Here is a 21,797-nt window from a genome sequence, read left to right on the forward strand (position 1 = left end):
CCAATGAGTAAAGCGATTGCGAATAAATCAGTCATTTTAACAACCTCTTTTTTCATTTTTTTACTTTATTTAACATTAAAAAATATACAAAAAACCACAGGAGCAAGAAACGGCTCCAGTGGCATATCACTGCATGAGTCGGATCCCCCTAATAACGCCTACGAGGTTAGCTGTCGGATTCGGGCTTGCCTAGGTTGGCCCTACCTCACTTGAGGATTCACCCCAGTCCAGATTGGACAGTGGGTCCCCCGCTTCCGTCTCCGGAACTCGGCGAAAAGATTTCAACAATACGTATGAAGTTGATGAGATGGATGTTACGCCGATTCAAAATGACTGTAAATAACTTTTCATAAAAAATTTTTTAACTTAAATTGTCAGATTTATCCGAATGATTTTTGTGAAATGAATATGATTATTTATAAGTTTTTTTATTCCTAGTTTCTTCATACTTAATTTGCAGTTCAGAAAATCACGCATCGAAGTCCCTCCGTATAGTTGTGGTCACTTCTGCGATATATGTAAGAATAATCACTTTCAAGTGAGTTTGACCTTGAAATTACTCTTTCGTGACATCAAAAAATCGTTTAAAAACACTTTACATCTTAGGATGGATGTCCAAATCGTCGTCATTCGACTTATTGTTGATGGAGAATATGAATTAGGTAGGAGACGATCACGGTATGGAGCAATGGATTCAACAAATCATTGAACAGTTTGGTTATTTAGGGGTCATGTTCCTCATTTTTATTGAGAATGTATTCCCTCCGATTCCTTCCGAATTGATCTTAATTTTTGGAGGCTTCTTCACGACCACAACAACACTCAATCCGTTTTGGATGATTTTAGCCGCAACGGTTGGGGCACTTCTTGGGGCAGTTGTCCTATACGGTGTCGGACTGTTGTTTGATCGTGAAAGATTGGAGTCATGGGTCGCACGCTATGGCAAACGCTTATACCTCAAAGTCGATGACGTGCGAATGGCCGATCGATGGTTTGATCGCTTCGGTCCGAAATTAGTATTTTTCGGACGTTTTATTCCCGTCGTACGCAGTTTGATTTCGATTCCAGCCGGGATGTCCAACATGCCGTTTCTAAAATTTTTCACTTTGACGACACTTGGTACTCTCATTTGGAATACAGTGCTCATCTATATCGGCGTCTATGTCGGAGAAAACTGGAAAGTGTGGCTTGGATACATCGAAACCTATTCACATGCAATGTACGTCGTACTTGGACTCGTAATTGTTGCATTCGTTGTTTGGATTGCACGCCAAATTTCTAAACGACGCGCCACAAGATAACCGTTTTTTATTAAACGGTTTTTTTTACACTTAAAGTCTTGACTTTAGGTTCAAATGAACTTAAATTAAATATATAGAAGTTCATATGACCTTAAAAGGAGGAATTGTTGTTGACCCTACTCATCGGGTTCTTACTCATCGTCATCTTCATGCTCGCACTTGACCTCGGGGTGTTCCACCGTAAAGCGCACGAAGTCTCGCTCCGCGAAGCATGGACATGGACGTTTGTCTGGATTGGGATTGCCATCGCATTCGGAGGATGGTTGTTCTTCACGCAAGGAAGTACCGCCGCAACGGAATATGCGAGCGTCTACTTTATCGAAAAGGCACTCGCGATTGATAATGTCTTCGTCTTCTCACTTGTTTTTGCCTATTTCGCCATCCCACTCAAGTATCAACATAAGGTACTGTTCTGGGGGATTCTCGGAGCGATTTTCTTCCGCGCTGTCTTCATCGTCGCTGGCGTATCCCTTTTAGAAAACTTCGGTTGGGTCTACTACGTGTTCGGAGCGTTTCTCGTTTATACAGGATGGATGATGTATAAGAATATCGGGAAAGACGAGTCACTTGAAGAAAACAAGACCATTCGTTGGCTCGAGCGACGCCTCCCCATCACACAAGACATCTCATCCGGGAAGTTCACGAAGCGCATCAATGGGAAGTTGTTCTTCACGCCACTCTTCATCGCGCTCATCTTTATCGAATTGTCGGATATCGTCTTCGCTGTCGATTCGGTCGCTGCAAGTTTTGCGTATTCACGTGACCCGTATATCATCTTCTATGCGAACATCATGGCGATTCTCGGACTTCGTAGTCTCTACTTCGTCCTCGCCAACTTGATCGACCGCTTCTACTATTTGAAACACGGTCTCAGCTTCATGCTCGTCTTCATCGGGGCGAAGATGATTTTCGGTGATGTGTACAAGATGCCAATTTGGATGTCTCTTGGAACCATCGTTCTCGTCATCTTGATTAGCGTCCTCTATAGTTTCTACAAAACGAAACCTGGTTCTTCCAAACACGTATAATGAATCAATCAGTCCATTTCGTCGGTGTTCTTTCTTTGAAAATCGGGTAATCATTGAGGTGCACAACTACAGAAAAGGGGATTCAATATGTTTGATCGGATTGGCCTCATGAGTATCGGTCTCGTCTTCGGGATCATCCTCATGTTACTCTTCAACAACCTGTTCGGATTGGTGTTCGGTTTCGTCATTGGTGTCAGCCTCATCGCCGCCAACCAAATCGAGCGAAACAAACAAACGACATGGCATTAACCAAAAAGCACGCGCTCCCATTGTTTGAGAGCGCGTGCTTTTATGTCAAAACATTGTATACGGATTGATACTGTTGGCAGGAGATGAACTGCTATACACATAGCTGTTCCGATGCACTTCGAAGTGGAGATGATTCCCGAACGAGTTACCGGTATTCCCGACCGTTCCAATCGTTGCTCCTTTTGCTAGCGTCTGTCCTGTAACGACATTGAGGCGATCAAGGTGTGCGTATACAGTAATATATGTTTGGCCGTTCAACTGATGGCTCATCATGATGTGGTTACCGTAAGCCCCATAGTTCCGAGAAACGATGACTTTTCCATAAGCGGCTGACACGACCGGTGTTCCTCTTGGAGCAGCCAAGTCAATGCCGTTATGGAACGTGTAGCCGTACTGCCCACTCGCCGGACCATACTTTTGCGTCAACGTCCCTTTTGTCGGAATAATCATTTTCGCAGTCGATGTCGTTGAAAGCGTGGAGACACTGTACTTCTTCACATATGTACTGGATACGTAGCGGGATGTCCCGTTGAAATTGATTTTCGTCCATCCCCCGCTCACGCCGAGATATTTGAACGACTGTCCCAACTTCGCGCTACCGACGATTGCATACGTCGTGCCCGGGCCCGAACGGACGTTTAAACTGTTGGTCGTGACTTTGACATAATACGTGGTGGCGGCTTCAGCTGGGGTACCTGCCGGAGTGAAGATTCCGACTGTGAGAAGAACGGCACAGAAGAGAGAGAGCATCTTTCGTTTCATGACGTGGTAAATCCTTTCAATTATGTATTTAAATTTTTATTTTTTATATTATCTAACTGAAAAAATTTTACCACCAAAACGAACCGACAAATATGTCATTTATATTTCAAATAAAGGAAAACAAATTATAACTTACTTTCTTTATTTTTCCTTTTCAACGTACAAAAAATACACAGCCGATTTCGACTGTGTATGTCTGTTACTCACGATTTTCCTCAGCGTTCTCCTCTTCATCCTCTAAATCTTCAATCAATCGCTTCATCTCTTCAATTTCACGGCGCTGTGCCTTGATGATTTCTTCAGACAATTCTTTCACGCGTGGGTCTTCAATTTCAGCGCGTTCACTTGTCAAAATGGCAATCGAGTGGTGAGGAATCATCGCTTTCATCCAACTGACATCATCGACGGTCGTCTGGCTACGTACGAGCCAAAGCGAGGCACTGAAGACGAGAGCACTGACCCCTAGGATGATAAAGTTAACCGTTTTGTTCTTATACATCCCCCACATGAAGAGAAGCATGACGAACGCCATGACCGATCCCATGATGAGTGCCATGTACAACCTCGTCTGACTAAAGAAGATATGATTGAACTGAAACACGTTCAAATACATGAGCCAATACATAATGAAGGTCGAGACCGCAATCATGATTCCAAATTTACCGTACTGTTTCATCTTATTCATCCTTTCTTGTTATATGTATAGAAATACTTTCCTACTTTCTATTTGATAAAACCTTCTACAATTCGCTGTCTGCTCCCGTCCCGATTTTGGTACGTTTCTGCTAGGACTATTGCCTGTATAGGGATTCCTTCTCGAATGTCGTATACTTATTGTGAATGCATGTACAAATGTTCGCGAGGAGGTAGGTCCATGCGCCGATTCCATAGGATTAGGCAGAAACGCTCCGCTCGTCAAAAACAGCAACGCCACACGTTCTCCATCGCTTCCATCGTGGAAGAAGTACAGGATGCGATGTGTTATATCGATTTCTCAAGATGTCGTCTGTATTCGAATGATTCTCTTCGTCAATGGTACCCTTCGATGACAACACAATCTTTTGACACATTGGAAACATTGACTCGTTTTTTATATACCACGTTGGAACGGCACGGGGCGGATTCCGCACAAGTCATGCACCTCATCCAGGAATTGCTCGAATGTGCGACTGAAACGGATCCAAGGATGACCTCACGTCGTCTGCGCTTTGTTGACAAGACGCTACATTTGATTTTCAACTTCACGCGGACACCACGTGGCGTTTTCATCATGTGGCGCGACCAAACGGAAGCTGTCCGCTTTGAAGAACGTAAAGACAGTTTCCTTGCCGAACTGTCTCATGATTTCCGCACGCCATTGACTGCCATCCATGGCTATACGGAGCTACTCATGACACGCCATCAAGGTTCGGAAAAATCTTATCAGATGCTAACACAAGTCAAACAAGAATCGGAACGGCTGGAGCGGCTCGTCGATAATTTCCTCGATTATCAAAAAGAACGCTACACGGCTGATCAACTGACCGTGACGACGTTCGCACTCCTTCCTCTTTTAGAGGATGTCATGTCGAGCTATCAGACGACCTCTCCGCTTCATACAGTGACGTTTGAAACGAATGATGTCTTGATTCAAGCAGATGAAGAAAAGTTACGGCAATTGCTCCATAACCTCATTGGTAACGCCCTCAAGTACTCTCCTGACGGCGGGACGGTCCATACGAGAGTATTTGAATGTGCTGGCACAATCATCTTATCTGTATCCGATACCGGGATTGGAATTCCGGAAGAAGCACTTCCATACGTATTTGATGAATATTACCGTGTCGAATCCGCTGCCCACCAATCGATTAAAGGAACCGGTCTCGGTCTACGAATCTGTAAACGAATCGCCGAAGCCCATGGTTGGGGAATTCATGCGGACTCGGTATACGGAGAAGGCACCACCTTTACAATCGAGCTCCACACTAGACAGAGTTGTTCATTGCTGCCATCCCTTAAACATTCGGTTTCGTTCGACTGATTTAACTAAATCAGGCGAGAATTCTCCCTCCTCTAAGCGTCTCGGGGCGAAGCCCGGCGTAGGTGGGAGATGAATCGCCCGGTCCAAAACTCGTTTCCCCTTGTGACAGATGTGACGAACAAAGGTTCGTGATTCCGTCAGATTTTCCCTCCCCCTCCACGGGTATCGGAAGAGGAAGACACATCATGATCTTCGGAATGGAGGAGGGACGGACATGCTGAAAGGCTATACATACCGGCTCCACCCGACGCCTGCACAGGCCGAGTTCCTGGTCCGGACGATCGGCTGCGCCCGGTTCATCTACAACAAGCTGCTCGAGGACCGCATCGCCATCCGCGAGGAGGCGAAAGCGGGGAGTGGAACGAGACGGAAACCGGCGACACCCGCCTCCTACAAGCCCCTGTTCCCGTTCCTCGCCGAGGCGGACAGTCTCGCGCTCGCGAACGCGAAGCTGAACCTCGACACCGCGTTCGCGAAGTTCTTCGCCGGGACGGGCGGCTTCCCGGCCTTCAAATCGAGACGGCGGTCGCGCGCCTCCTACACGACGAACAACCAGCACGGCACGATCCGCATCGAGGACGGCAAGGTGAGACTTCCTAAAATCGGCTTCGTGAAGTTCGAACAACATCGCTCGTTTGAGGGCGTCATCCGGTCGGCGACGGTGTCGATGACCAAGACGGGCAAGTTCTTTGTCTCCCTCCTCGTCAAACAGGACGATGCACCATGGATCCCAGCCGAGAACAAGGTCGGGATCGATCTCGGTTTGGAGCACTTCGCCGTCATGACGAACGATGCGATGGTCTCGGAGAAGATCGAAAACCCACGTCTCCTTCGTAAGTCCGAGGCGAAGGTCAAGAAGGCGCAACGGGCGCTGTCGCGAAAGAAGATCGGGAGCAAGAATCGTGAAAAGACCAAATTACTTTTGGCCAAGAAACACGAAAAGATCGCCAACCAACGCAAGGACTTCCTTCACAAACTGTCAAGACGGATCGTTGACGAGAACCAAGTCATCGTCGTGGAGACATTGAAGTCGAAGGACATGATGCAAAACCATAAGCTCGCCAAATCGATTGCAGATGTCAGTTGGTACGAGTTCGTCTGGCAACTCGAATACAAGTCAAACTTCTACGGACGGACGCTCATCAAGGCAGACCCCTGGTTCGCATCCACTCAAATCTGTTCTTCTTGCGGCGTAAAAGGCGAGAAGAAGGCGATGGACGTCCGTGAATGGACGTGTACTCATTGTGGTGTTCATCATGATCGAGACATCAACGCGAGCATCAATCTATTGATGTTGGCAAACTAAAACGAATTCCTTCAGGGTGGGAACCACCCGACGAGCTTGGTCCATAACCGTGGCTGGTAAGAGCACGGTCTTCCCAAGAAGCTCCCACTTCAATTTGTGAAGCAAATAAGTGGTGAGTAGTTCACTCGGTCGAACGTTTTTGTCTTACCTCAATTTGAGAATGAAGTGTCTACCTTTTGGGAATAAAGAAGTGTCGAAGAGAGGAGGAAATGAAGATGAAACAACGTGGCTACTTATCGATTCCCGTCGCGGTCGTATTTGCCGTCGTTTTCGGGCTCACCCTCGATAATTGGTGGCTCGGCATTGGAATTGGCATCGCTATGTTTTTTGCGTTTCGAGGAACAAAGAAGAAAGCGTGAAAAGATAATGAACATTTACACACCTTCAGATTGACAATTATTTGAAGACTGCTACCGTTAATGTATAGTCTATGAAAAAGGTCGTGAAGGAATGACGCTCACCGTCTTGTTGCTCAATGCTTGTGTCGCATTCACCGGATTTTATATCATCTCGAAGATTTATCATTCTTCGCTTTTTAATTCGTACCGTCTTCGTAGTTCTGTGATTGGAATACTCGCCGGTGCACTCGGGCTGTTTTTGATGTATAACGCCGTAGAAGCTAACGATATGGTCCGTGTGGATTTACGTCACTTACCGCTCGTGTTGCTTGCTTTTTATGGTGCTCGTTTTCCTTTATTCATTGCGACACTTGTCATCGCAAGTACACGATTCTTGTTCGGAATGACCGAGCAGGCCATGATTGCATTTATCGCGACGTTCATCGTCAGCATCGGGATGCTCTGGATTCATCGGCTGCTTCGGGAGCGACTCTTCTTACAGAGTATCTTTTTGAACGTATGGGCGCTCTTCATTATTTCGATTGCCGTCTATATCAATATGGGTTGGAGCACAGCCTATGTATCCCTTGTCTTGTCCATTTGGATGATTGGCATGCTCGTCGGTCTACTCTCGAGCATCCTCACCATCGACCTTGAACAAACGACCCGCCGTGCCATCGAGTACAAACAGTCGTCTGAACGAGACCATTTGACCGGTCTATACAATCGACGTGTGTGGGATCGATATACGGCTTCCATCGGGCAAGAGAATCGGACGTACAATGTACTCGCGCTCGATATCGATCATTTTAAACATGTGAACGATACATATGGTCACGGAAACGGTGATCTCGTCTTACAACAGTTCGCCAACATCTTAAAAGTCGAGACGCGTGCCCATGACACTGTCGCACGAATCGGTGGCGAAGAATTCGTCATCTTGATGTACGATTTGACGCCAGAGAAGGTAGACAAAGTGGCCAACCGGATACGAGAACGGATTGCTGCTGAACTATTCCACTTGAACGATTTTCCACCGATTCAAATCACGACGTCCGTTGGGGTCGCACACGGGACCTCGCTTCCCATCAAGCGGATGGTAGATCTCGCTGATTCGGCGCTTTATCAAGCGAAAAACGAAGGGCGTAATCAAGTTGTCATCTCAACCTATGACACACCAGAACCAATCATGACATGAATAACCCCCGCTCCTTCTCAGGAGCGGGGTTTAGTCTACTCATTTTGTAAACCGTTCAACCTCATCTGTCATGATGGCCGAAACCGTTATCGGGGGAAGGTCCTTCACGTCATTGATCGTGTAGAGCCGTGTCTCGAGCGTCGTCTGTTGTATCTGATCCCATGCTTTCGAACCGATAAATGCAGGCTGGGCGTGAATCGCCTCGGCCCGAATCGTTTCAGCGAACGAGACGGTGTCCGACTCACCCGTGAGTGTCAACACCGCAAGCCGGGCGACTGGTGCCACATCTCGCATTCGGACGAGCGTTTCACGATTGAATGAGGAGAACACGACACGGTCACCGAGTTCAAACTCGTTGACAGCAAACCAAGCGAGACGTTCGATCCCTGGATACGCATATTGATCCGTCTTCAATTCGATGTTCAGGGTGACGTTGCTTCGTTCAATCAGTCCGAGCACCTCTTCTAACGTTGGGATGCGTTCATAGCCGTCAATCTTCAACTGGCGCAACTCCTGAAGCGTCATGTCTTTCACCCATCCCGTTCCATTTGTCGTCCGGTCGACGGTTTCGTCATGAATGACGACGAGACGCCCGTCCTTCGATAGCTGTACGTCCAGCTCGATCCCGTCCACATAGGGAAGAGCTGCCTCGAACGCGGACAATGTATTTTCCGGGTAATTGGCGCTATAGCCGCGATGTGCGTAAATCAACATGTCACTGCCCCAAGGTGGAAGTCGTCTCATCGGCCGCACGCTTCAATGCTTCTTCGACCGACACCCCTTGATACAAACTTTCCATCGCGTTGACGACACTTTGACGTGATTGCGGGAACGTCGAGATGAGCGCTCCTTGTGTCGCCGGTGATGGTTTCGTCTCACTGAGTTGGTCGACCGTCACTTTCAGTTGTGGATATTTCGCCCACATTTCTTTTACGATCGGTTCATTGTATGCTTCCGGATTGATGGCGAAGTAGCCTGTGTCAACATGCCACTGTGCTTGCGCTTCCGTTGAAGCGACATACTTCATGAACTCCCATGCGCCTTCTTTCGTCTCTTCGGCAATGCCATCACCCATCCAGAGCGATGCCCCGCCGATGACGACGCCTTGACGCTCCGCTTCATTCGGTACCGGTAAGTACGATGCGCCGATTTCAAAGTCCGCGTTGTCTGCTACCGTACGGATTCCTGCTGACGAATCAAGGTACATGGCAACTTTTCCAGATTGGAATGCCGCGCGCATGTCGTCCCAGTTTTGACCGACGTTTAGGAATGTCTTCTCATCGTACATCTCTTTGATGAGATTGAACGCGTTTTGTCCTTCTTCACCATCAAACACGGCTTTCGTCGGGTCTCCGCTTCGTCCATTGTCATTGTCGACATACAGTCCACCTTGTGCGGCCAAGAGCTGTTCAAAGAACCAACCGTAGTTGAGCATCGTGAAGCCGGTCTGACCGTCCGTTGTCAACTTCTTCGCCGCCTCTTTCAACTCGTCATATGTGCGTGGTGCTTTCTCTGGATCGAGCCCTGCTTTTTCAAACGCCTCTTTGTTATAGATGAGGACCGGTGTCGAGGAGTTGAACGGCATCGAGTATTGCTTCCCATCGACCTGATAATAACTCAAGATGTTCTTTTCCCATACGCTCGTGTCAAAATCCTCTTTGTCGATGAACTCTTGAACTGGTGTGATTTTGTTCGAATCAATCATGTATTTCGTCCCGACCTCGAACGTCTGCATGATGGCTGGAGCGTCTTCCGAACCAGCGACCGCATTGAATTTCGTCAACGCTTCCTCATATGTTCCTTGGAAGACCGGTTTGACTTCATAGTCGTCTTGCGAAGCGTTGAACGCGTCGACTTGACTGTTTAAAGCCGTCTCCAAGTCCCCACTCATCGCATGCCAAAAGACGACCTCTGTCTTTCCGTCTTCTGTCGTCGCCGCGACTGGTGCCGCTTCTTCACTACCACATGCCCCGAGTAATAACACCGAACTTGCCAACCCTGCGAATAATCCTAACTTTTTCATTTGTCATATCCCCCTATTATTTGATAGCGCCTTGCGTCAATCCTTCTTGCAAGTGCTTTTGTCCTGCGAACAACAATACAAGTGTCGGAATGATAATCAAGATGACGGCCGCCATGACGACGCCCCAATCCGAGGCGACTTCGTTCGACTGAATCTGTTTGATGCCGATTTGGACCGTCCGCGCCTGTTCCGTGTTCGTGACGAGAAGCGGCCATAAGTACATATTCCAAGTCGTCAAAAAGCTATACACCGACAATGTGACGAGCGGTGTCTTCGAGACCGGCAAGACGACGTTCCAAAAGAATCGGAAGCGACTGATCCCGGCAATTTGGGATGCCTCGTACATTTCATACGGAATCGTTTTGAACTGTTGCCGAAGTAAAAACGTCCCGAATGCGAGTGCGAAGAACGGCACAGACAGTCCCCAAACACTATTCAGCCAACCGAGCGACTGGATTGTCAAAAAGTTCGGGACCATCGTCGCTTCCCATGGCACCATCATCGTCGCCAGGAAAAGCATAAAGATGAGCCCTTTTCCTTTAAAGTCGATGAAGACGAACGCGAATGCTGCAAGACTCGATAATACGACCTGTCCGACCATCACGAGGAGCGCGACAATCAAACTGTTGAGCAGGTACGTCATCATCGGGATGCGTTCGAACGCGGCCGCATAGTTTTCCAATGAAGGTTCACGTGGAAGGAGATGTCCCTGGAGCACTTCCTTCCCGTCCATCAGACTGATCGAAAACGCATAGGCGATTGGAAACAGCATGACGACGGCACTCAAGATGAGTAAGACATAGACGCCTATATTCCGTAATCTCATTGGTAATGCACCTTCCTTTCGACCAGTTTGAACTGTAGCCACGTCAACAGAAGGACGGCGATGAATAAGAGCACGGCCTGGGCACTGGCACTGCCGACGTTATAATTGATAAACGCATCTTTGTAGATGGCATAGACGATGACATTCGTCGCATTCGTCGGTCCACCTTTCGTCAATAAATCAATCTGTCCAAACGTCTGGAAGGCGTTGATCAGCGAGATGATCCCGACGAAGAAAAGTGTCGGTGACAACATCGGGATGGTGATGGCCCGAAGTTGCGTCCAATAACTCGTCCCGGCAATGTCCGCACTCTCATACAACGTCCGATCGATGTTCTGCAGACCGCCGAGTAGAATCAAGAAGGTGAAGCCGATATTCATCCAAACGGTCGCAAGTGACACGGAAAGGAGCGCATATTGTGGATCGAGGAGCCACTGTACACCACTTGCCCCCACAGCCTCGAGGAACCGGTTGAAGATACCAATCGACGGATTGTACATAAACATCCAGATGACCGATGACGCCGCGACGCTCATCCCCATCGTCGCCGAGAACGCCGTCCGAAAAATACCGATCCCTTTCAGTTTCTCATTGGCGAGGAGTGCGAGACCGAGCGCAATCAAAATCGTGAGCGGGACCGTCAAAAGGACGAATCCGACTGTCGCCTGAATGCTTTGCCAAAATGCCGCACTCGTGAACAAATTGCTATAGTGCCCGACTCCGACAAAGTCGAGTGGTGTCCCCTGTGTGTCGGTCCGGAAAAAGCTTAAATAAATCGTTCGCAACAGTGGATAGACGAGGAAGACACCAAACAAGATGATAGACGGAGACAAGTACAACAATCCGCTCGCTGCGTCAGATAGCTGCGTCCGGACTTTCTCTCTCGGTAAGGCGACCGTCATTGGAACACCTCCAACGCCTCAAACAGTTTCGGTTGTCGTGGCTCAATGCGCTGTCCGTTCGTATCAAATAGCGACATCTGTTTCGGATCCACATAACACGCCACTTTTTCGCCGACCGTGAGCGGCCATTGCCCCGGCCATTTTGCCAACCATTCATTCCCCCCGATGTCAAAAGCGAGAATTGTCTCGGTCCCGAGCACTTCAATATTCTTCAGTTCTGCGTAAAACGTCACATCTTCATCCGCCGGCTTGATTTGCTCAGGACGGACACCGAGTGTCGCCTGTGACATCTCCGTCAATGTGTTCGGATCAAACATTCGCCCGTCTGATGCCATCCAGCCTTTTTCTTGTCGTGTCACGTCGACTAGATTCATCGGAGGTGATCCGATGAAAGAAGCGACGAATGTATTCGCTGGTTTATTGTATAGGTCGAGCGGCTTCCCGACTTGTTGCACTTCCCCCTCATTGAGGAGCATGATGCGGTCCGCCATCGTCATCGCCTCGACTTGGTCGTGGGTGACATAAATCATCGTCAATCCGAGTTTGCGCTGTAACTGACGGATCTCTGAACGCATTTTTGCCCGTAGCTTCGCATCTAAGTTCGAGAGCGGCTCATCCATCAGGCAAATCGGTGCCTCGGTCACGATGGCCCGTGCTAAAGCAACACGCTGTCTCTGACCACCGGAGAGTTCGCGCGGTTTCCGTTTTAAGTAATCGGTGAGTCCGAGTGTCTCCGCCGCCTGTAGGCAGCGCTCCCGCTGTTCAAGCTTCGTCAGTCCTTTCGTATGTAGACCGAATGTGATATTCTTCTCTACCGTCATATGTGGGTAGAGCGCATAGTTTTGAAACACCATTGACAAGTGACGCTCACTCGGCTTCATCCCGTTTGCCGCCACCCCGTCGATGCGAAGCGTTCCGCTTGTGATGGATTCGAGCCCAGCAATCATCCGAAGCATCGTACTCTTCCCACAGCCGGACGGACCGACCAGTGCGAAGAACTCCCCTGCTTCAATCGTCACGTCGATGCCTCGAATGACTTCCGTCTCCCCGAATGATTTCGCCAATTGTTGAAGTTGTATCGATTTCATGCTAATTCCTCCTTCTGACTTTGCACGTGCCAAAGTCGTTCATCCCCGGTCGACACGGCGAATGCCCCATGATCGAGGGCGCGATGCACGTCAATCGGTTGACGAATCATGCCACCTGTCACAATCGGAAAGGAGACTTCCCGAGAAATCTTCTCGACGACGCTCGGAATCAGCCCCGGCATGAGTTCAATCGCATCCGGTTGTTGAGCCTCGGCGAGTTTGAGTCCGCTCGTGACGGCATCCGAGTCGACGAGAAAGAGTCGTTGTACCGTCAACAGTCCCGCTCGCTTTGCATGCTGGAGAACTGACGCTTTCGTCGTGACAATCCCGTCGGCACCGACACGTTTGGCGAGGTAATCGATCCCGTCCCGATCGAGACTGATTCCATTGATTCGCTCGGCGTGGAGGAAGACCGTTCGATTTTCTCGTTTTAAGTGCGCCACATAACGATCGAGCGTGCTGAGCGTTCCCATCATGAGAAACGTCGTCGTCACATCCGTCCGTAAAAACGCCTCGATTTGTTTTGGACTTTTAATGGAGGCAATCATCCGTTCTTGTCCGATTCGTGCAATCGCATCATTCACTTGAATCATCCTCTCTTCAAAAAAGGACCAACAGAAACGACACGTCATCGACGTACGGACTTCTGTTGGTCTCTCAAAGGTTCTACCGGTAACTATTCACTTGGAGTGAGGGGGTCTCACAGCTCTTATCGTAACGAATGATTGTAAAGCTATGATAAAGGAATCGCTAAGTTTCATGAAGAGAACGTAAAAAAAACGATTCATGGGGAATCGGTCAACGTCTGTTCGGCTTTTGCTAAGATGTCGACTTTCACGTCATCATCCCGCCCTTGCCAATTGCGGACCATCATCTTCATCCGCTGGTTTTTCGAGAATCGTTCTTCGTGACGATTGATGAATCGCCAATAGAGGGCGTTGAACGGACAGGCGTCGTCTTCTGTCGTGTGTTTCGGGTTATATGGACAATCTCGACAGTAGTCACTCATCCGGTCGATATATTTTCCCGAAGCGACATACGGTTTTGTGGCGAGCTTTCCACCGTCCGCATGAAGGGCCATTCCAAGAACGTTCGGTAAGACGACCCAGTCATAGGCGTCGATATACATCTCGTTGAACCAGTCGCTCGTCTGTTGCGGTGAAATCTCGAACAATGTCGCATAATTTCCGAGCACCATCAGCCGTTGGATATGATGATTATGAGCATGAGTGACGACCGACTTCAAACTTTGATACAGACAGTTCAAATCCGTATTCGCGTCCCAGAAGAAGGACGGTAAGTCGCGTTCATGCTTGAACGTGTTCACATCTTCATAACCGGGCATGACAGCGAGGTAGACGGCGCGCATATATTCTCGCCATCCGAGAATTTGCCGGACGAATCCTTCAATCGATGATAGCGGTGCATCCGCCTGACATGCCGCATCAACGACTTCTCGCGGTGTCAGTAGACCGATATTGATGGCAGCTGACAACAGGCTGTGCGACATCTCGGGTTCATCCGTCATCATCGCATCTTGATACGGACCGAACGTCTCAAGACGCTCTTCTACGAACCATTTTAGCGCACGTCTCGCCTCATGATGTGTGACCGGCCAATGGAACGGGGTCACCTCTCCTGGATGCTTCGAAAACGTTGCCTCGACTTTTTCGATGACGTCTTTCGTGATCGAATCTGGACGGAAATGGATGGCAGATGGAAACGATAGTCCTTCTTTCGGTGGTTTTCGGTTATCCGTATCAAATGACCATTTTCCACCGCGAGGCTTCCCGTCTTCGAGTAATACGTCGAATCGCTTACGCATGTAACGATAAAAACGATCCATCCGCCACGGTTCATTTCCGAGCGTCTCGGTCGCTTCCTCTTTTGATAAGTAGAAGAGCGGGACATCCGTATGTTCGACAAGGTGATGTTTCTTACCGAACTGTTTCAGTTTTTTCGCCATCGGTTCGTCCGTGACGGCGGTGATATGAATTTCGTCCGGATTGTACTGTTTCACATGGTTGTCCCACGCCTCTTGGAACGAATCCGCTTCGTGGTAATCTACGGTATATCCTTTATCACGCAATTCTTCCGCAAAGTGGCGCATCGCAGAGAAGATCAGGACGAGCTTTTGTTTATGGTACGGACGCCACGATGCGCGTGATGTCGCCTCAATCATGACGATGACGTCATCTTCTTTCATATCCTTCAACATCGCAAGTTCGTGCGAGAGTTGGTTGCCGAGTATCCAAAATGAACGCATGTTGTTGACTCCTTTGTCTCATCGATGTGCTACAATCGAGCTACTTTCGAAGTGAGGTGATGATGTGTTACCACAAGTGCTACTGAAATGGATTGACAGTCAATACGAGAATCCAAGGGGTCCCGTCGGAAAGTATATCGGGGAAAAGATGGTACGCCAACACCGGGTCGAAGTCGAATGGACGATTGAACAGTTAGACATTCAACCTGGTACAACCGTTCTAGAGCTCGGGTGCGGGGCCGGCGATGCGATGGCGACCATCCTTCAACGACATCCTGACGTACATGTCATGGGTCTCGACCGTTCGAAGACGATTCTCGATTCAGCACGACAGCGTAATCATGCTTCGATGCAAACAAAACGGGCAAAGTTGATTCAAGGAGATTTGCATCAATTTGAGATGATGGACGCATCCGTCAATCACGTGTTCAGCGTTCACACACTATATTTCTGGAGAGATGTCACGACCGTTCTGTCTGAAATCGAACGCGTCTTGAAACCGAATGGCACATTTGTCATCACCTACTGTGACGGGAAAGGTGATGTCGAATGGAACGACATCTCCGATATGATTCGGAATCAATTTATCCCCGCAGCGGTGAGTCTCGGATTCAAGGATGTATCGGTACAACGTGGACCGGACTCCCGTGATTATCATACGGTCGCCGTTACGGGCTGCAAACCGAACTCTTAATCACTACCCGTTTTTCATTCGATCCTTTCACGCCAATCGGTTCGTTGGTGCTGAATGCGAAAACAGAAGGCTAAACCAATCGTAATCCATCGGTTTAGCCTTCTGACGTTATTTATAAAACTTGTACGTGTTCTTCCCGCTCGATTTAGATTGATAAAGTGCAATGTCTGCCTCTTTCAACAATCGACCGAGGTCCGCCTGTTCGTCGGAATCATATTGAGCGATGCCGATGCTCGCTGATAACGGGAGATGGTCGTCCCATTCTTTCAATACAGACAAGATTTGTTCAGCATACCCAATGACAGTCTCTTTTGATAACGCATGTGCGATTTTTATAAGGAATTCATCCCCACCTAAGCGATACACTTTTGAATCAGGAACCGGCTCCATCAAACGTCTCAGACGAAGCGCCACTTCTTTCAAGACAAGGTCTCCTTCATCATGACCGAGTGTATCATTCACCCATTTAAATCCATCTAAATCGATGAGGAATAATGCCCCTCCTTGATTCGGATTCGTCTCAAAGTAGTTGTACAGATAATGTCGGTTATAAAGATTTGTCAGTTCATCCCGTGAGGCACGACGTTCGAGCTCTAAATAGTAACTGAACATCCGAACCACACGCTTCAACAAGCGGACACTTTTCGAATCGTACTGGGCGCTTTTATGATTGGCGACACAAAGCGTACCGAAGATATCCCCGTTCTTCGTCAGAATCGGGATTCCCAAATACGACTTGATGTTCACTTCGCGCAGTAATGCCTGAAGTCGCGTCGATTCAATCTGCGATTCGATGTCTTCATACATCAAAACTTCTCGTTGATTGAAATCGATTCGATTACATACCGTATCCTTCAAATCAAAGGACATGCCTTCTTCAAGTAGGATAGGAGAATCTTTTGAGGACAGTTTGAGTATATGTTGGGTGTCATTCTCAATTGACGTGAGATAGACTAGTTTATCTGGTACTATTTCTTTTGCTAACTCAATCAAGTCAATCGCTAGCTCATCGAAATTCCGATACATTTGAAACTCATATGAGTGCATATGGCACCTCCACGCTAAAAATCATCCACACTCATTATATCGAACAGTTTGGTCTTTCCCTGTACCGATATATAAAAAATACCTCACGACGTCCATCGCGTCGTGAGGTATTGAATAGCGTCCTGATTGATTCATTCTTACAGCGAACTCTTCACACTCGAAGTGAGCGCTGCATCGAATCGTGCCGTGATTTGATGCGGACGGGTGATGGCTCCCCCTACAACGACCGCGTGCGTTCCTAAATCCATACAACGCTTTGCCATCTCAGGTGTCAAAATATTCCCCTCGGCCACGACCGGCTGTGTCACGTGGTCTAACACATCTTTTAAAAACTTGAAATCATCATGGTAGAGAAGAGATCCTTTCGTTTCGTCTGTATATCCGTGCAAAGTTGTCGAGATATAGTCGAAACCAAGGCGATCCGCCTCAATGCAGTCCTCGAGGGTCGCGCAATCAGCCATCAACAATTGATTCGGATAAATCGAGCGGATAGCGTGAACCAGTTCTTGGAGTGACAGGTTTCCCGGACGAGGACGCTTTGTCGCGTCGAGCGCGATGGCGTCCACACCGACTTCCATCAATTCCTCGATTTCTTTCATGGTCGCTGTGATGAACACGTCACTATCTTCATAGTCACGTTTGACGATACCAATAATCGGAACAGTCACGTGTTTTTTTATCTCTTGAATATCCCTCGCTGAATTGGCTCGAATTCCTTTGGCGCCACCTTGAACGGCCGCAATAGCCATCCGTCCCATAATGAATTCACTATGGAGCGGTTCACCTTCTAAAGCCTGGCACGAAACAATCAATCCAGTCGGTAACGTTATCATAATAGTTATTCACTTCTTTCTTTTAAACGATCAAGCGCTTTAAGTGTTTGTAAATAATGCGCTTTTAATGCTTCATTCGTCTCCATCAATGTCTTCGTCACCGCGTCGGCTGTGAAGAGAAGTGGGAGTTGTGTATTAATCAAGAATGCCTCACCGGAGGCACCGGCAGTCAACAACCGATAGTCGACAAGTTCAGCAAGTGGTGAATGTTGATAACCGACGAATGCAACTGTCGTACACCCCGACTCTTTCGCGAGTTGCATCGCCTGGACGACTTCTCGACTTTCTCCACTATTCGAAAAGGCAATGACTACGTCTTCTGACGTGACAATCGATGCGTCCATGACCATGCTGTGACTATCGAAAGCGGTAGTCGCCAGCAATCCCATTCGTCTCAATCTGTATTCCATTTCCTGTGCCACCAGTCCGGCATTGCCTAATCCGTATAAGTGAACGGAGCGGCTCGATGTAATCTCCTTACAAATCGCAAGTAGTTCATCCTGATCAATTAAATGAGCGGTCGTCTGAATCAATTCAATGTATGACCGCTGCATCGGTTCGAGTGAAGTCGTTTGGGGCAAATTCGTTTCCGTCAACGTCTTTTGCATCATGAGCTTCAGTGAACTATAACTTCCCACTCCGATTTTTTTGCAAAACCGCGTGATTGTCCCTGGTGAAGTCGCAATCGCATTTGCTAAATCGGTAATGTTCATTTCGATTGCCTCATTCATGTTCGCCATTAAATAATCCGCAATCTTTTTCTCACTGTCTGTCATTTCTGAATACACGTGCTTCATTTGCTCCCACACGGTTCTTCCCTCCAACACATTCGTTATTCGCCCCGGCCTAACGCCTCTTGGACTTCATTCTTAATAATTGTAACAGAAGGACCGTAGATTACTTGAATTCCATTCCCTTTTTGAACCACCCCGTGAGCGCCCGTCTCTTTCAACAAGTCTTCACGAACATGTTGATTGTCATTGACGGTGACGCGGAGGCGTGTCGCACAGCAGTCGACCGTCTCAATATTGTCATCGCCACCTAGTGCCGCAATGATAGCGGTCGTGCGATCCGATGCCGCAACATCTGCTGTTTTCGCTGTCTCATCTGATCGTCCCGGTGTCATGAAATTGAACTTCGTGATGAGGAAGCGGAACGTTACGTAGTAGAGCAAGAACCAGAAAGCACCGATGACGGGTACGAGCATCCAGTTCGTCTTGTCATTCCCTTGTAAGACTCCGAATAAGATAAAATCGATGAACCCACCAGAGAACGTTTGACCAATCGTAATCTCAAAGATGTGAGCCATCATAAAAGCCAGTCCATCAAAGATAGCATGTACTAGATAGAGGACTGGTGCGACGAACAAGAATGCGAATTCGAGTGGCTCTGTGATTCCCGTCAAGAAAGAAGTGAGTGCTGCCGAGAATAAGAGCCCGAATACGACTTTCTTTTGCTCAGGCTTTGCACAGTGATACATGGCAAGTGCTGCACCGAGAAGACCAAACATCATCGTGATGAATCGACCCGACATAAATCGTGCTGTTCCTTCATAGAACTGTGTCGTGTTCGGGTCAGCCAACTGCGCGAAGAAAATTTTTTGTGTTCCTTCGATCAATGTTCCGTCAATGACCATCGAGCCCCCGAGCCCAGTGGTCCAAAACGGAATGTAGAAGATATGGTGCAACCCAAATGGTCCAAGCATCCGAAGGACGAACCCATAAATGAATGTTCCGATATATCCTGTTTTTTCAACGAGACCACCTAATGAGAAAATCCCGTTCTGCACCGTCGGCCAGATGAAGTAGAGCCCAATCCCTACACCAATCGCAACGAATGACGTGATGATTGGGACAAAACGTGATCCGCTGAAGAACCCGAGGAACTGTGGAAGCACTTGCTTGTTGTAGCGGTTATGCAAGAGCGCCGTGACAATCCCAATCAAGATCCCACCGAACACACCAGTTTCAAGCGTTTGAATTCCGAGCGCCATCCCTTGACCGGCACTCGCTAAGTTCGTTTCCATCAACTCTCCAGTAATCTGAAGCATTGCGTTGATGGTCGCATTCATAATCAAATACCCAAGCATCGCCGCCAATCCGGCCGTTCCTTTATCAGACTTCGCGAGTCCGACAGCGACACCGATGGCAAACAACACAGCCAAGTTCGCGAATACGATCGAACCGGCAGCCGCCATAATGGTGAATAGATGTTGCAACCAGTCGATGTCGAGGAACGGGTACGCTTGCACCGTATTCGGGTTAGACAAGGCGCCCCCAATTCCTAACAGTAGTCCAGCGGCCGGTAAGACAGCAATCGGCAACATGAACGATTTCCCGAATTGTTGCGCTCGTTCAAAGAGACGTGACATGAATAAATCCTCCTTAAAATCATTTTCACCTGAATCATAATATGAAAAATATTTTTATGCAAGCGTTTACGGTAAAAAAGATTTTAAAAAGAGTGACCTCGTTTGGTCACTCCAGATTACCCTCGACTTTTCCGCGTCAACGTCAATCCACCAAATCCACTGATGACAGCGATGTAAAATCCTAAATCATAGAACCAGCCGGTATTGTTCACTTCATACACACGATACGTATCATTGAATAATCCTAAAATGAGTGAGATCGGTGCAATCCATCCGTGCCAAATACCCCAGAAAAAACCTGCCGGATCCGTCGTGTACGTCCCGTCACCCGGAACACAACCTCCGAGTAGTGTAACAAGTGTCAGCATGATGAGTATGATTCCAAATCGTTTCATCTTTCATCCCTCCTATAATGGGTATTCCCGTTTCTCCTAAAAAAAGCACTGACAAACGTCAGCGCCAAAGTTGAACCGTATTCGCAAACTCGATATCTGTCGCCAATTCACCGTCAAGTGCATGAAGATCGAAATCTTCCCCATCGAGCCATTTTTGGAAGTCGAAGATGACCGGGTCACGGTCTCCACCGAGCGCAAACCAGGTCTCGAGCGTTTCAGGGAAATAAGCAGCCGTATGAATCGTTCCCGCCCAACTCTTGTACAATTCTGAAAAGACGCCCTTGTCGGTGTCGTTCATGAGACGGAATGCGCTCTCCGCATCTTGAATCAAGTGTTGCACGACTTTGATTTCCATCATGCGACGAGTCGAATCATCAAGATGATAGCGATTCTCGTGTTGGAGTAGTTCAAAATGGTTTGTACAGATATTCGATTCCCGTACTTGGATGTCTCGAGGCGTCGCCTCGATTACACGTGTTTTCGATGATTTGTCATGGACGACGTATGTGAATGACCCGCGATGCGGAATCTCTTTTAATAAATCGACTGCTTCTTCCACCGTCGCACATGTTTCTAGAATGATTCGTCCAATCATTTGACAGACAAACCCGTCCCCGGGTCGACGACGATTGATGAAATTGTAGCCCATGGCAAGTCCTTTTTCATTCATTCCGTCCATACGTCCGGTGACACGAGAGACCGGTCCGATGACCGCATACCCGTCATCCGGTTGAAAGACGTTGTATCGACCGTCATACGTCATCGGGTGATAATCGTAATTCCGAACGAGAAAGTTATCCCCCGTCAAAATCGAACAGCCGCTGATTGGATTGTTGACTCGAAAATGTCCGAAATGAAGTAACGTGTCATTGAGCGACAGCTTCAGCTCATCTTGTAACCCAATCAACTCTTCCCAAATCTTTGGAGCAAATTCATCGAAGGCAGCCTTTGCCTCAGTGGCATCAATCTCAAATCGCGGAACGCGTAGTTTCCACTGATCCGTCCGATTTTCGAGCAATTGACTGCGCTTAATATATTTTCCTTGAAATCGTCCGAAGTCATAATGACTTCCCCGAAACTGTGTCAGTTCACTAGAGAATTGTTGCATGAAAAAACCTCCCTTGCGCCCATTATAGCGGACGCACGAGAG

General features: G+C 48.0%; 23 protein-coding genes and 1 riboswitch. Of the genes, 8 read left to right on the forward strand and 15 right to left on the reverse strand.

Features of this window, described 5'->3' with window-relative positions:
• Positions 1-140: 140 nt before the first annotated feature.
• Positions 141-283: riboswitch (cyclic di-AMP (ydaO/yuaA leader) on the reverse strand.
• A gap of 397 nt (positions 284-680) precedes the next feature.
• The 3 genes from F3H97_RS09635 (at position 681) to F3H97_RS09645 (ending at position 2,578) form a co-directional block, all read left to right on the forward strand.
• Entirely contained in the window at positions 681-1,301 is a 621-nt protein-coding gene (locus tag F3H97_RS09635) for a DedA family protein (protein ID WP_196431245.1), read from the forward strand.
• Positions 1,302-1,411: 110 nt separating this feature from the next.
• On the forward strand, positions 1,412-2,329 hold the full coding sequence (locus tag F3H97_RS09640) for a TerC family protein (protein ID WP_159562943.1): 918 nt from the start codon (positions 1,412-1,414) through the stop codon (positions 2,327-2,329).
• An 87-nt stretch (positions 2,330-2,416) separates the two neighbouring features.
• On the forward strand, positions 2,417-2,578 hold the full coding sequence (locus F3H97_RS09645; RefSeq protein WP_196431246.1) for a hypothetical protein: 162 nt from the start codon (positions 2,417-2,419) through the stop codon (positions 2,576-2,578).
• Between the two features lie 45 nt (positions 2,579-2,623).
• On the opposite strand, the gene F3H97_RS09650 is transcribed toward F3H97_RS09645, so the two are convergent.
• Positions 2,624-3,340 (reverse strand): peptidoglycan DD-metalloendopeptidase family protein, encoded by a 717-nt coding sequence (locus F3H97_RS09650; protein WP_196431247.1) that lies wholly within the window; start codon positions 3,338-3,340, stop codon positions 2,624-2,626.
• Positions 3,341-3,539: 199 nt separating this feature from the next.
• The gene (locus F3H97_RS09655) at positions 3,540-4,016 is read right to left on the reverse strand and encodes a DUF305 domain-containing protein (protein WP_074035791.1); all 477 of its coding nucleotides are present in this window, start codon (positions 4,014-4,016) and stop codon (positions 3,540-3,542) included.
• A 198-nt stretch (positions 4,017-4,214) separates the two neighbouring features.
• Here F3H97_RS09655 and F3H97_RS09660 point away from each other — a divergent pair, with 198 nt between their 5' ends.
• The 4 genes from F3H97_RS09660 (at position 4,215) to F3H97_RS09675 (ending at position 8,202) form a co-directional block, all read left to right on the forward strand.
• Positions 4,215-5,360, forward strand: coding sequence for a sensor histidine kinase (locus F3H97_RS09660; RefSeq protein WP_196431248.1), 1,146 nt, complete (start codon positions 4,215-4,217; stop codon positions 5,358-5,360).
• Positions 5,361-5,574: 214 nt separating this feature from the next.
• The gene (gene tnpB, locus F3H97_RS09665; protein ID WP_196431249.1) at positions 5,575-6,666 is read left to right on the forward strand and encodes an IS200/IS605 family element RNA-guided endonuclease TnpB; all 1,092 of its coding nucleotides are present in this window, start codon (positions 5,575-5,577) and stop codon (positions 6,664-6,666) included.
• Positions 6,667-6,881: 215 nt separating this feature from the next.
• Entirely contained in the window at positions 6,882-7,025 is a 144-nt protein-coding gene (locus tag F3H97_RS09670; RefSeq protein ID WP_026825140.1) for a hypothetical protein, read from the forward strand.
• A 91-nt stretch (positions 7,026-7,116) separates the two neighbouring features.
• Positions 7,117-8,202, forward strand: coding sequence for a GGDEF domain-containing protein (locus tag F3H97_RS09675; RefSeq protein WP_196431250.1), 1,086 nt, complete (start codon positions 7,117-7,119; stop codon positions 8,200-8,202).
• Positions 8,203-8,241: 39 nt separating this feature from the next.
• On the opposite strand, the gene F3H97_RS09680 is transcribed toward F3H97_RS09675, so the two are convergent.
• The 7 genes from F3H97_RS09680 to F3H97_RS09710 all read right to left on the reverse strand — a co-directional run bounded on the left by F3H97_RS09680 (position 8,242) and on the right by F3H97_RS09710 (position 15,307).
• Positions 8,242-8,916, reverse strand: coding sequence for a glycerophosphodiester phosphodiesterase (locus F3H97_RS09680; protein WP_074035776.1), 675 nt, complete (start codon positions 8,914-8,916; stop codon positions 8,242-8,244).
• A 1-nt stretch (position 8,917) separates the two neighbouring features.
• Positions 8,918-10,225: an ABC transporter substrate-binding protein gene (locus tag F3H97_RS09685; protein WP_196431251.1), complete on the reverse strand. Its 1,308-nt coding sequence runs from the start codon at positions 10,223-10,225 to the stop codon at positions 8,918-8,920.
• 16 nt (positions 10,226-10,241) lie between these two features.
• On the reverse strand, positions 10,242-11,051 hold the full coding sequence (locus tag F3H97_RS09690) for a carbohydrate ABC transporter permease (protein WP_196431252.1): 810 nt from the start codon (positions 11,049-11,051) through the stop codon (positions 10,242-10,244).
• Positions 11,048-11,953 carry a carbohydrate ABC transporter permease gene (locus F3H97_RS09695; RefSeq protein WP_196431253.1) on the reverse strand — a complete coding sequence of 302 codons (906 nt, stop codon included), beginning with the start codon at positions 11,951-11,953 and terminating at the stop codon, positions 11,048-11,050. Before F3H97_RS09695 ends, F3H97_RS09690 begins: the two co-directional genes overlap by 4 nt.
• A complete protein-coding gene (locus F3H97_RS09700) occupies positions 11,950-13,041 on the reverse strand; it encodes an ABC transporter ATP-binding protein (RefSeq protein WP_159562953.1) in 1,092 nt (363 codons plus the stop codon). Before F3H97_RS09700 ends, F3H97_RS09695 begins: the two co-directional genes overlap by 4 nt.
• The gene (locus F3H97_RS09705; protein WP_196431254.1) at positions 13,038-13,634 is read right to left on the reverse strand and encodes a glycerol-3-phosphate responsive antiterminator; all 597 of its coding nucleotides are present in this window, start codon (positions 13,632-13,634) and stop codon (positions 13,038-13,040) included. The genes F3H97_RS09700 and F3H97_RS09705 overlap by 4 nt, the downstream gene beginning before the upstream one ends.
• Before the next feature lie 191 nt (positions 13,635-13,825).
• Positions 13,826-15,307, reverse strand: coding sequence for a cryptochrome/photolyase family protein (locus tag F3H97_RS09710; RefSeq protein WP_196431255.1), 1,482 nt, complete (start codon positions 15,305-15,307; stop codon positions 13,826-13,828).
• A gap of 64 nt (positions 15,308-15,371) precedes the next feature.
• Here F3H97_RS09710 and F3H97_RS09715 point away from each other — a divergent pair, with 64 nt between their 5' ends.
• Positions 15,372-16,001 (forward strand): class I SAM-dependent methyltransferase, encoded by a 630-nt coding sequence (locus tag F3H97_RS09715; RefSeq protein ID WP_159562956.1) that lies wholly within the window; start codon positions 15,372-15,374, stop codon positions 15,999-16,001.
• A 108-nt stretch (positions 16,002-16,109) separates the two neighbouring features.
• On the opposite strand, the gene F3H97_RS09720 is transcribed toward F3H97_RS09715, so the two are convergent.
• From F3H97_RS09720 to F3H97_RS09745, 6 genes are all read right to left on the reverse strand, one after another.
• Positions 16,110-17,048: a sensor domain-containing diguanylate cyclase gene (locus F3H97_RS09720; protein WP_196431256.1), complete on the reverse strand. Its 939-nt coding sequence runs from the start codon at positions 17,046-17,048 to the stop codon at positions 16,110-16,112.
• 137 nt (positions 17,049-17,185) lie between these two features.
• Positions 17,186-17,881 carry an N-acetylmannosamine-6-phosphate 2-epimerase gene (locus F3H97_RS09725; protein WP_196431257.1) on the reverse strand — a complete coding sequence of 232 codons (696 nt, stop codon included), beginning with the start codon at positions 17,879-17,881 and terminating at the stop codon, positions 17,186-17,188.
• Positions 17,882-17,886: 5 nt separating this feature from the next.
• Complete coding sequence (locus tag F3H97_RS09730) at positions 17,887-18,690, reverse strand: MurR/RpiR family transcriptional regulator (protein ID WP_196431258.1); 804 nt, start codon at positions 18,688-18,690, stop codon at positions 17,887-17,889.
• 23 nt (positions 18,691-18,713) lie between these two features.
• Positions 18,714-20,252, reverse strand: a complete 1,539-nt coding sequence (gene ptsG / locus F3H97_RS09735) for a glucose-specific PTS transporter subunit IIBC (protein WP_196431259.1) — start codon at positions 20,250-20,252, stop codon at positions 18,714-18,716.
• A gap of 116 nt (positions 20,253-20,368) precedes the next feature.
• Positions 20,369-20,647, reverse strand: coding sequence for a hypothetical protein (locus F3H97_RS09740; protein WP_012727334.1), 279 nt, complete (start codon positions 20,645-20,647; stop codon positions 20,369-20,371).
• A 58-nt stretch (positions 20,648-20,705) separates the two neighbouring features.
• The gene (locus tag F3H97_RS09745) at positions 20,706-21,755 is read right to left on the reverse strand and encodes a C45 family autoproteolytic acyltransferase/hydrolase (protein ID WP_196431260.1); all 1,050 of its coding nucleotides are present in this window, start codon (positions 21,753-21,755) and stop codon (positions 20,706-20,708) included.
• Positions 21,756-21,797 lie beyond the last annotated feature (42 nt).

Source organism: Exiguobacterium sp. SRB7LM, assembly GCF_015712685.1.
Taxonomy (GTDB): domain Bacteria; phylum Bacillota; class Bacilli; order Exiguobacteriales; family Exiguobacteriaceae; genus Exiguobacterium; species Exiguobacterium profundum.